Genomic DNA, 12137 nt, shown 5'->3' on the forward strand with positions numbered 1-12137 from the left:
ATGACCTCATGGAGCCTTGCTATTGCTAATATTAAGAAGGGGAAAAGCGCAGCATTTTCTCTATTCCTATTAATTTTTATTGCTGCTATTTTGCTAAATGTGGGTATAACAATTATTTTAAAAGGAACTACCTTTTATGGAGAAAAGGTGAAAGAACTTCATGGACAGCACGTTTCCATCGTAATCAACAGTTCTGACTATACGTCCGCCAAAGAAATTTTTTTCACTCAATATGATGGCGTGATAGAAGCTAAGAAGGAATCAATAATATTGCTCAGAGGGAGCAAGTTTCGGTTTGGCGAAAGTGAAATGTCTAGCGTTGCAGCCATTCATAATGCAGATGATGCTAACGGAGGGATAGCTCCACTTAAGTTGATCGAAAAAATCGGAGTTAGTTCGGATAAGGACATTTATTTGCCGTATACCTTTAAGCAAAGCGGTGGATACAAGCTTGCAGATTCGTTTACAATTATCGAACAGAATGCACAATATAAATATCGTATCGCAGGTTTTTTTGAAGCAACGATGCAGGCTACCACTGACATGGGATTAATGAAATTTTATATACATGGTGATGAATATAATTCTCTAGATGATCAATTTGGTACTGAAGCCGAAGGTATCCATCTATCTGCGATTTTACAAGACGATACTTTGGCTCCAAAGCTGTCAGCGGATTACGAAAAGAAGTTTCCACTAGTCAATGATAAGACGGCCGAATCATTTTTGTGGTCATCGGATGTTGAGACGGTCAAGAACCTCTTCGCTTTAAAAACGGGGTTCATCGCAATGATTTTAGTTGTATTTTCCATTATTATTGTTTGTATTTCACTTATTGTCATAAAGTTCCGAGTAACGAACAGCATTGAAGACGGAATCGTCAATATTGGCGTACTGAAAGCAATCGGATATACAAGCAAAGCCATTATAAATTCGATTATGTTGCAGTTTTTGATGATTACACTTGTGGCTGGAAGTGCGGCAGTTGCTGTTTATTATATGGTAATGCCTGTATTCGGGAAGATAATATCTTCAATGTCTGGACTGCTTTGGACTCAAAAGCTGGAGTTTACAATTAATGCCAGTAGCATAGTAATTGTTTTACTGTTGGTCTCGGTTGTTACACTATTTTCTTCTATGCGTATTAAGAAAATGCCTCCAATTGCTGCACTCAGAGGTGGTATCCAGACTCATAGTTTTAAAATAAATAGGTTTCCGCTTCAAAGCAGCAAAGGTGGATTAAGTTTTGTGCTCGCATGTAAGACACTCGTAGCTAATAGTAAATATAATATTATGATTGCACTTATCCTTGCAGCGGTAACATTTGCATCTGTCTTCTCAATCGTCCTTCATTATAATGTAGTGTCCGACAAAACAGCTTTTATTCATTTAACCGGATCAGAATCTTCTGACGTTATGATTCAATTTAAGCCTAGCCAAGACAATAGTGGGTTTGTTAATGAGATAGAAAAAATGGACGGAGTAGAAAAAGTTGCACTCCTAGACATCATAATGACAACTTCGGAAGGTCACGCTGTCATTACATATGTTTCAGATGATTACAGCAAGTTGAACAATCAAACCGTTTTTGAGGGAAGATACCCAAAGCATGATAATGAACTGGCTATATCGTGGCTGATGGCATCGTTTTTGAACAAAGAGATTGGAGATACGATTAAGTTAGAAGTTGGTAGTAGTAGTTATTCCTATCTTATTACAGGTTTTAGCCAAGGAATAGGAAATGGTAAATCTGTTTCACTCACAGTAGCGGGTATGAAGCATCTTGTGCCTAGTTATCAAGGTGAATTATATCATTTCTATTTGGATCATATCGCTAGTAATACCTTTATCGAAATCATAAAGAAGAAGTATTCAGGTCAGTTCGAGCAGGTATTTAATGTGGGTGAGACGATCCAAGGCCAAATGAGCATTTATAGTACTGCCATGCTTGCAGTAATGGTACTTGTGCTTTCGATTACAACATTAGTTACTGTCCTTATTCTCTATCTAGTTATTAAAACGATGATAATTAAGCGTAAGAAGGAATTCGGTATTATGAAAGCGATAGGATATACGACATTGCAAATTATGAATCAGATTATGTATAGTTTTGTTCCAATCGTAATAATTGGTGTAAGTGTTGGCGGGATTCTCGGCATTAAGTATACGAATTCGATGCTTACGTTATTACTATCAGGTGCAGGCATCCATAATGTTCAATTTGTTATTAAAGGTCCACTTATTATTATGCTTTGTATTGGACTTGTTATATTGTCCTATATTGTATCGATGATTGTAGCACGTAGAATTAAAGAGATATCGGCGTATGAATTAATTACGGAATAATGGAAGGAAGAGTACTAGCCCGCTATGTTTGGTGTGTGTGGGAAGTGCTCTTTTTTGTTACAGTTTTCGGCAAAAAAATAGAGGTAAAGTGCGTAATTTGTCGAATAATATCAAAATGCAGATAAAATCTAGGAGGATATTCTAGTGATTAACGTATTTAATTATGTGCGAAATAGTATAAAAAGAAGAATGATATCCATGATGATGGGGAGCTTGTTGCTCATCCTAATTGGCGCAATTATTATGCCGTGGAGCACCTTTCGGAATGTTCAGAAATACGATGAAGCTACCCGTCATATGAGTGAAAGTCAAATGCATATTACGAGTATCGTTAATCATACGAATGAAATTATTTTGCGAGTGAGAGGTTACTTCGCCTATTTAGACAACTATGAATATGAACAAATATTTGTAGCCAAAGAAGATTTGGACAAGTCATTAACAGCATTTAAAAGCACTGCTTTAACGCCGGATGAAAAAGAGCTGGTGATACGTATAGAAAATTACTTCGAAAACTATATCAATAATGTACTGCCAAAAGGAGCAGCGTTCGCAGAAAAAGGCGACTATGAATCGTTGCGAAAGCTGATTACGCTAGGTGCCAATAATCCTACAAACGAAATCATTGTTTATTCGCAGAAATCAGAAGAAATGATTCGTGAACAGATAGCTTTAGAAAATGACGAGCTGTTTAAATCGCTTCTGCTGCAAGGCGTTTATTTTATGATATATAGCGTAATTGTTCTTGTATTATCTCTGTTGATTACTCGCAGACTCGCTAAAGATATCGGAACTCCTTTAAGTGAGCTATCACATTATGCGCTTAATTATACGAGGGACGCTAGTATAGACGGAGTTATGCTAGAGCGTAGGGATGAAATTGGATTGTTATCAAGATCACTACATAACATGATTTATGAGATTAGGGAAAAGGAAGAGGAGCTGCTTGCACAGAACGAGGAACTTCAAGCTCAGCAGGAAGAACTTCAAGCACAACAAGATGAGTTGCAAGAAGCAGTTGGTAAGATGGAAGAAAATGAAGTGTATTTGAATAAACGAAATTTGTTAGCGCAGTCTTTGGCGAACACTCTCGACAAGAGGGAATTGTTAAGTAGCATTATTCGAAGCGTCGTCGAAATCTCACGGACAGAAAAGGGAATACTGGTACTTATGAATGTGTCGAGGGACTACGCTGCTCATGGTGTTTCTGAGGAGGAGGCACTGCAATTCCGCAATAGTCTTGGTGGTAGTGCTGTAATTCGCGCTATAGAAGCCAAAAAAATATATGTTCGTGAAAGAGCTGCAACTGATGGTGAGAGAGGTTACCTTACTAGCGAGCTAAGTGCGTATGATATTTTTATTCCGATTATGAAAGGGAACGGTGAAGCTACTGCATTCATGGTTCTAACACGTGTTGGCATGACGATCGGAGTTCGAGACAAACAAGAAATAACCGGTTTAGCTGGTCAAATCTCATTGTCACTTGAGAAACTTGAAATGTTTGAAGCTATTGAAGGTCAACGCCAAATGACCCAGGACATGCTGAATACGATCCAAGAAGGTGTTCAGTTAATGAATCTGGACGGACAATCTCTTCAAATTAATGAGAAGTTATATGAACTTATGGGTCTTTCTTATGATGATTCAGAGCTAAAAGGAATGTCCTTGAAAACATATAAGGAGTTATTACGTTCTAGAATCGAAGACGCTGAAACACTGTTCACATTTGTTGATCGTGCACTAAGTGGTGAAACGAATCAAGCTCAAAGCATGAGTTACGTACTTAAGGGAGAAACTTCAAGATATATTGGTATCTATTGGGAGCCAATTTACCGTAACAACATGCAGATCGGTATATTACTCGTTCATCGTGACATGACGAAGGAGCATGAAGTAGATAGGATGAAGTCAGAGTTCGTAAGTACTGTCAGCCATGAACTAAGAACACCTCTTGCGAGCATCCTTGGTTTCTCAGAATTATTGATTCATCGCGAATTAAAGCCAGAACGTCAGCGTAAATATATGGCTACTATTCATCAAGAAGCGCAACGATTAACGCAATTAGTTAATGATTTTCTTGATTTGCAACGTATGGAAACAGGCATGCAATATTATGATTTCGGGCCGGTTGAAATTATGCCTCTTATAGATGAAGTGAAGGAATTACAGCAAGCCAGTACTTCGCAGCATACGATCATTTGGAATTGTGCTCACGAGAGAGCAGTCGTACATGGAGATAGGGACAAGCTACTACAAGTGCTCGTGAACTTAGTAGGAAATGCGATTAAATATTCGCCACAAGGCGGAGATATACGAATTTCAACAAAACAAGTAGGAGATAAGCTTTGTATTGATGTGTCGGATGATGGATTAGGTATTCCTGAGCAGGCGATACCGAATCTGTTTACCAAGTTTTATCGTGTTGATAATTCGGACCGACGTGAAATAGGAGGAACGGGTTTAGGTCTTGCCATCGTTAAAGAGATCGTGACAAGGCATCAAGGTGACGTAAACGTGAAGACGGAACTCGGGAAAGGAAGTGCGTTTTCTATTATTCTTCCCATCCATCAGGCATCTGAGGCAAGAAGTAATGGCATCTCTCATACAGACCAACTGCGACTCTCCTCTACAACTGAAGTTATGATCGTCGAAAATGATGTTAGCCTGTCCGTTATGCTTCATGATGAACTAGTCGAAAAAGGTTATCACACCTCCTTATTTTCGGATGGTGATAGTGCGCTTCAAGCGATGAAGGTACGTCAGCCAAACGTTATCGTTTTGGATTTAAAGTTAGCACACGATATGAGTGGCTGGGAAGTTATTGAGCGAATGAAAGCATCCGATAAACTAAAAGACATTCACATTATTATTTCCAGTGCGTTTGAAGAGAAAGAAAGAGCAGCACAATTAGGTATTTCCCATTTTTTAATCAAGCCATATGTACCTTATAAATTAATTGAAGCGATTGAAGATATTATTTCAATCCATAAGGAGAAGGCCGTTGATAAATGATAAATATAAAGGACTAGTAGCAGAGCGGATGAAGAGTTCATTCGATGAGTGGGCGAGTAGACCTTTTGTAGAGGAACAAGAAATATATCGTTTTCTCCACAATCTTAAAGGTACAGCAGGGACGATTGGTTTGTTCGAAATTGAGCAGGAAGCGGATCATAAGCTACTCTTGTTTTCTGATGCGAGTACACGTCCGTTTACGTTTTCTGAATGGTCTGAGCTGTTAAAGTCTCTGCTCGTTTATATACCTGTACAACTAATGGAAACTACTCCTCTTCAGAGTAACGATGAAACGTATGAGTCGGCTGTTTTAAATGAAACATTTGGAAAACGAATATTAATTATCGATGATGATGTTGATTTAGCGGCTTACTTGAAGGCGATATTGGAGGAGCGGGGTTATCCAGTCCATATTGCATTAACAGCAGAACGTGGATTAAAGCTCTTTTATGATTGGAAACCAGATATGATATTGCTTGATATTCTGCTTCCGGATAAAAATGGGTTAGTTGTACTTAAACAAATTGTAGAGAAGTCCCATCAAGAACATTCACCAATTATCGTAATGAGTACAAAGGATACGATAGAGCAACGTATACATGTTTATCGTATCGGAGCAATGGACTTTTTCGCTAAACCGATCGATCAAGATCTCTTTTTAGCACTTATTGAAAATCGGTTCAAAATCAAACAACAATGGGAACGTTCTATTATTGTTGACGAGTTAACAGGGGCTTATAATCGTAAACATTTTAACCGCATGATAAAAGAACTTATCGCCTCCTTTGGACGGACGGGTCAACAGTTCACTGTTATTATTATGGACTTAGACCATTTTAAAGGGGTTAATGATACGTATGGTCATGTTATGGGGGATGAAGTTCTACGCGTATTTGCACAAACTGTACTTTCTACGAAACGAGAAGGCGATATTTTTTGTCGCTACGGCGGAGAGGAATTTGCACTACTCCTACCTAATACGGGTAAAGAACAAGTTTCTGATTTTGTTCAAAGAATCAGATATCATTTCTCTACACATACGTTCACAACAGGGGATCAAAGGTTTCAGGTTACTTTCACAGCAGGTGTAACGGAAAGTCATAGTAACAATGCACATGCAGAGAAGTTAGTTGAAGAAGCCGATCAAGCGCTCTATTGGGGCAAAGAGTCAGGTAGAAATAAGACAGTTCTTTATACACCGGGTATGAATAGCGAAGGAAAAGAACAAAAGCTGAATATCATTATAGTAGATGATGATCCTCTAATTCGTGAAATCGTTGTTTCACATTTGAAGCAATGGATGCCAAATCGTAATTTGCAAGTATTGGTGAGCAGCTATGAGGATGGTATTCAATTTTTGGAATCAGATTGGTATAGTGAGCAGCATAAATACGTGATATTACTTGATGGCGCTATGCCCACAATGGATGGTGTAGACGTACTGACGAAGGTACGAAATGAGTATCCAGAGCGGAACATTGTTGTTGCGATGTTAACAGCTAGAACGAATCAGACGGATATTATTTATGCATTGCAGCATGGTGCCGATGATTATATTATAAAACCTTTTCAAATGACGGAGTTATTATCAAGAGTGGAACGTTTAGTGCAGAAGCTATTTAAATAACGAAACGATAGTAATGGAGGATGTATGAAAAAAGTACTAATTGTTGATGACGACGAAATTCTTCGTATGCTTATTGCAGATACACTAGAAGATTTGGATGTGCAAATAGATACAGCGGAAGATGGCCGGATCGCTTTGGAGAAGTTAAGTACAACGAGTTATGACTTGATGTTGCTTGATTATATGATGCCAGAGCTTTCAGGTGTGGAAGTGATGATGCAATTGCCGAGCGAGCTCAAGGCTCGAATGCCAATCGTAATGTTAACGGCCAAAGCGCAAGAAGCAGATCGGAAAGGTGCGATGGAAGCGGGAGCACATAGTTTTATTCCTAAGCCGTTTAGTCCTATGCAGCTTTTGCAGGTAGTGGAGCAACTATTGGAGAATGAGTTTGTAAGATAGACATGTAGTATTCATAACAATGTGTATATGATAAAAAAAGCAGCCTAGTTGGCTGCTTTTTTATTTAGCGAATAGGATGCTACTACAAAGGAAAAGTATCCGTTCTTATAATAAATGCGAATTCTTGAACTTTGTCTTCCAAGTAGGCTAAAAGACGGAAACCTCTACTCACTGCGCCGGGTTCTTTAGTCGGAAATTGAGAGCTTAGGTAAGAAAATTCATTTGGTTCAAGTAGAAATGAGCCTCTGCCTTGGCTGAAGTTAATTCTGATTTTAGCTGCGTGTTTGCTAGTGTATTTAGGAGTACCGTCGTTTAGTAATATATAATCTTCTAATTCATAAGCGATGAGATTACTATCTCTAAAAGCTCACTGTATCGTTTCTCCAAGCTTAATATAAGGAGTTTTTTCCGATGAATCATTAATTATAGACTGAAAGATAGATGTATCCATAGCATTAATTTCAGTAATCATGTTGGATTTCACAGTAAGTGGGCTACTCTGACTTTTAGTTGTAATTGTAAACTCATGTGAGGGCGAATGATCAGTTGAGGCAACTTCGATCTCCGTCTTCTTTTTTACATTAGCAGAAAGTCCGAAAAGAATAAGTAGGGCTAGACAGAGTAATAATAGCTTCCTCATAGGCAGATATCCTTTCTTTATCTAATAGATACCTCTATTTATTTTATAAATTATTCCATGATGAGGTATTATAGTCAAACTCATAAACGTTATAGACAAATAAAACCCCCACCCTACTTTGTTTAAGTAGAGTGGGGGTTGTGAGTTATATACAAACAATTATTTCAATACTGTCTTGCTCCAAAGGCTCTTCGTGTATGGACCAGGAGACCAGTTAGGTGCATATGCAGTGTGTGAAGTTACACATTTATAAAATGTTCCAGCGTGGAAAACGATTTGGCCTGATTTGTACACGCCGTTAAGTTTCCAAGATTCAATAACTTCTAGGCTAACTTGTACGGAAGTGGAGAAATTATAACCTTCGATAGCAGCAGAGCTCCAAAGTGCTGGTGTTTGATCAGGTGTCCAGTTAGATACATGTACTTGATGTGCTTGAATCGCACGGTAGTATTTACCTTTATGTTCTACAACATCATTAACCTTGTAAGAAGCACCTAAAACCCATTTGCTCGCTGCGGTTTCTGGTCGCAATGTGATGTTTCTAAACGAAGCTGTTTTTGCGCCATTTAGAGCACTCTCAATTTTCAGGTTCAACGTTTCGCCAGAAACTAGATCAGTTTTTGTTGTACCTTTAAGTTTGTAGCGGTTGCCCGTTTGCTCAGTAACAACTGCACCTGCAACAGATTTGATCTGACCAGCGAAGTCAAACTCAAGTACCCAAGATTTAATCGTGCTTCCAGCAGTACCATAGTTGTTTTTAATTTGTAAATCAATTTGTGCAGTCTCATACTTTGTGCCGATGCCCCAAGCTTTACCTTTAGCAGATACTTGTAGTTTATCTACGGATTGTGCGCTTGCTGCGGGAACAATTAGTGCTGTTAATAGAAGAGCTGAAGTAAGAAGAGACGTCGTTGATTTGAATAGTTTACCGAACATGATTGTTTCCTCCTAAAATGGTTGAGATTTCAGGTGGGTTGCACTACTGACTCCATATAGCTTAAGTGCCCACATAGTAGCTATACTTCTTCGTCCCCTAAATATGGTAATAACGTACTAGTTGATTATATGTCCCCTATGTAGATTCTGTCAATTAAAAGCGGGACTATTTAACTATATATTTTAATGAAAGTATAGATCTAAAGTCATTTACTTGGACGATAAAGATAGGTATGTCCTGTTTATTTTATAAAGGAAATATATAGGTACCAAAAAAGGATGGTACTAGACGGTGATCTGTATTGCATTCATGATGTAGGAAACTATTCCTATTGTGAGGTGTGCAATGAATCCTGTATATATAACGAGCATGGGGACATTTTTGCCGGGATCACCGATTGGTAATGATGAAGTCGAGGACTACTTAGGTAAAGTCGGAGGGAAGGGTTCAAAGTCGAAACGACGTATCCTTGAGCAAAATAAAATACTTTATCGACATTACGCTATCGATAAGGAGCAAAATAGTCTCTATTCAAACGCGGAGATGGCTTCACTTGCTATTCATAATGCTATTGAACGCAACACTTCCGATTATGAAAATAAAATAGATTTTTTGGCTGCAGCGACAACACAAGGAGATCTGCTTGTGCCGGGATTTGCTAGTATGGTTCATGCAGAGACGAAGTTGCCTGTTATGGAAATTGCTACACATCATGGTGTATGTGCTAGCGGAATCCATGCTCTCAAAAATGCCTATTTGCACATACAGTCAGGTGAACATCAAACGGCGATTTCATGTGCTAGTGAGTTTTCAAGTCGTGCGTTTAAACATACTCGCTTTGAAGCCCAAGAAGCATATAGGGATCATGCAGTGCCATTCGATACTGACTTTCTTCGCTTTATGCTTTCGGATGGAGCAGGGGCAGCCCTTTTAAGAAACAAGCCTGCTACAAGAGGTCTTTCGCTTCGTATTGAATGGATCGATAACAAATCATACGCCAATCAGTATGATACATGCATGTATGCCGGATTCGATAAAGAGAGTGCGCAGCATACATCGTGGCTTGACTATCGTTCCGTACATGAGGCGGCAGATCAAGGCTCGATGAATTTGAAACAAGATATTCGATTAGTAAATGAAATGCCGAAGCTCGGAGTTAATCGTTTTTTTGAACTGGTGGAGGAAGAAAAAGTGAATCCGTCTGCTATTGATTGGATGGTTTGCCATTACTCCTCTCACTTTTTCCGAGAAGAAATTTTCCGGCTACTGAAGCTTGGCGGATTAACGATACCAGAAGAAAAATGGTTTACGAATTTGTACACGAAAGGTAATACGGGTTCGGCGTCTATTTACATTATGTTAGAAGAACTATTGTATTCGGGCCAGCTTAAACCAGGTGAGACAGTGCTTTGTATGGTACCTGAAAGTGGACGATTCCAAACGTCCTATATGCTGTTAACTGTTGTAGGTAATACTTCCACATCCGAAAATACTGGGGACGAATCAGCTTCATTTGAAGAACGTGAGCATGCTGCACCGCACCTCGATTACGACACGGATAATCGTGTTCAGGAAGCATTGGTTCGGCAGCTGGTACAAGTTTGGATCGATTTTGAACAGAAGCTTGCTCATGTTCCGATTATTCGTAAATTATATCGTGACACCTTCACGTTAGAAGATTATAAGAAGCTAATGGAAAATATTCGTCAGCAAGTGATTGACGGTTCACAATGGATTGCTCGTGCAGCATCCTATATTGCTATAGAACATATCGATCTGCGATCAACGTTTATTGCTCATGCACGAGATGAACATCGTGATTTTCAAATACTGGAAAAAAATTATGTAGCCGTTGGCGGGGATATTGCAATGATTCAATCCGGCGATAAAAATATCGGAAGCGAAGCTTTATCCGCATATTTGTTCCAACGTGCTAGTCGTGATAATCCTTATGATCTTATCGGAGCGATGTGGATTATTGAAGGGCTTGGCTGTAGAATGGCTCGTTATTGGGGAGAAATGATCCGAGATCAACTTTCGCTAACAGATGAACAAGTTTCGTTTCTACTCTACCATAGTGATTCAGATGAAAAACATTTTGAAAGATTGGAAACAGTCGTCCAGCATCCAATGCTTACAGCAGACATAGCGGCACGGATCGTCAAGACAGCTAAAACGACGGCGCGTTTATATCTACTGCAGTTAGAGGAGCTGGATAACGCATGAGTGAAGCTGATTTTTTTCTTCGCATGCAGCATGACAAAAACGACCCAAACCCGTTTTTAGCTATTTTCCTAGATCAAAGTATACCATTTGATGAGGAGGCTAAAGCTGTTTATTTAAAGGATTGTTCTAGCAAAACGAGGCAATTTCTATTGCCGTTGCTTAGACCGTTTGCACGATTATTAATTATTTTATTGCAATTGTACAAAAGTATAGTGCCGAACGCCTTCACTTCTTCCAAGGTGCTTCACCGCGTACTTTATTGGGGGATGAAAACATTCGTAAGCCCGAGTGCCAATTATATGATATTGAGACATTTCTATCTTGGTTCCGAAGTCCTTCAATTTATTAGGGACAACGTAGCAGGCGTAAATATTACGATGAACCCACTAAAGCCTACTGATCTGAAACCAGTGAAGGATGACTTATTTCTTATCCATGATCTAAATTTGTACAATTTTATTATTAATCTTAATCGCGAGCTGCGCGAAAAAAATCTTGAAGTCACGAAGCAAACGACACTTAACTTCGATGCTATTACAACAACTAGAATTCCAATTGAGCCAATGCCGAACCGTTGGACAAATTTTCTTGATTTGACGACAGCGATTGAATGTTTTACGCCCGTTTACCAGATGTTCCTCACTGACAATGACTTTTGGAGAGCAACAAATTCTTTGCAGCTTGACGAGACGGTAGGTATATTAGCATCCAAAATTATTGGAAGCAACGAACGGTTAGCTTTAATCAACAATAAACATCCGATGGTTCCTCTTACAACGCTTAAAGCGGGCTTTCGACTTGTTCTCCATGGACTAGCTACAGAGCAATTACATGCTTTGTTAATTGAGCTAAAGGGCAAAGCGATGGTCGATGCCAATTCTATTAATAAGTAGGCTTGTGTAATAACTTCAAATCATATGAAAAGAACCTTCTAACCACAAACAAATGTG

8 protein-coding genes and 1 riboswitch are annotated in these 12137 nt (G+C 38.9%); of the genes, 6 read left to right on the plus strand and 2 right to left on the minus strand.

Going from position 1 to position 12137, the window contains the following annotated elements:
* The 4 genes from I6N90_RS12285 (at position 1) to I6N90_RS12300 (ending at position 7384) form a co-directional block, all read left to right on the plus strand.
* On the plus strand, positions 1-2346 hold the full coding sequence (locus tag I6N90_RS12285; protein ID WP_197935918.1) for an ABC transporter permease: 2346 nt from the start codon (positions 1-3) through the stop codon (positions 2344-2346).
* A 144-nt stretch (positions 2347-2490) separates the two neighbouring features.
* The gene (locus tag I6N90_RS25265) at positions 2491-5358 is read left to right on the plus strand and encodes an ATP-binding protein (RefSeq protein WP_197935919.1); all 2868 of its coding nucleotides are present in this window, start codon (positions 2491-2493) and stop codon (positions 5356-5358) included.
* A complete protein-coding gene (locus tag I6N90_RS12295; RefSeq protein ID WP_197935920.1) occupies positions 5348-6985 on the plus strand; it encodes a diguanylate cyclase in 1638 nt (545 codons plus the stop codon). Before I6N90_RS25265 ends, I6N90_RS12295 begins: the two co-directional genes overlap by 11 nt.
* 24 nt (positions 6986-7009) lie before the next feature.
* Positions 7010-7384: a response regulator transcription factor gene (locus tag I6N90_RS12300; protein WP_197935921.1), complete on the plus strand. Its 375-nt coding sequence runs from the start codon at positions 7010-7012 to the stop codon at positions 7382-7384.
* Between the two features lie 367 nt (positions 7385-7751).
* Here I6N90_RS12300 and I6N90_RS12305 read toward each other — a convergent pair whose 3' ends face one another.
* Both I6N90_RS12305 and I6N90_RS12310 read right to left on the minus strand, forming a co-directional pair.
* Positions 7752-8024 carry a hypothetical protein gene (locus tag I6N90_RS12305; protein WP_197935922.1) on the minus strand — a complete coding sequence of 91 codons (273 nt, stop codon included), beginning with the start codon at positions 8022-8024 and terminating at the stop codon, positions 7752-7754.
* 159 nt (positions 8025-8183) lie between these two features.
* A complete protein-coding gene (locus tag I6N90_RS12310) occupies positions 8184-8960 on the minus strand; it encodes a carbohydrate-binding protein (RefSeq protein ID WP_197935923.1) in 777 nt (258 codons plus the stop codon).
* 23 nt (positions 8961-8983) lie between these two features.
* Positions 8984-9066, minus strand: a riboswitch (cyclic di-GMP riboswitch).
* Positions 9067-9306: 240 nt separating this feature from the next.
* Here I6N90_RS12310 and I6N90_RS12315 point away from each other — a divergent pair.
* The gene (locus tag I6N90_RS12315) at positions 9307-11187 is read left to right on the plus strand and encodes a 3-oxoacyl-[acyl-carrier-protein] synthase III C-terminal domain-containing protein (RefSeq protein WP_197935924.1); all 1881 of its coding nucleotides are present in this window, start codon (positions 9307-9309) and stop codon (positions 11185-11187) included.
* Positions 11184-12080 (plus strand): DUF6999 family protein, encoded by an 897-nt coding sequence (locus I6N90_RS12320; RefSeq protein ID WP_197935925.1) that lies wholly within the window; start codon positions 11184-11186, stop codon positions 12078-12080. Before I6N90_RS12315 ends, I6N90_RS12320 begins: the two co-directional genes overlap by 4 nt.
* Positions 12081-12137: the final 57 nt, after the last annotated feature.

It is taken from the genome of Paenibacillus sp. GSMTC-2017 (assembly GCF_016019935.1).
Taxonomy (GTDB): Bacteria; Bacillota; Bacilli; order Paenibacillales; family Paenibacillaceae; genus Pristimantibacillus.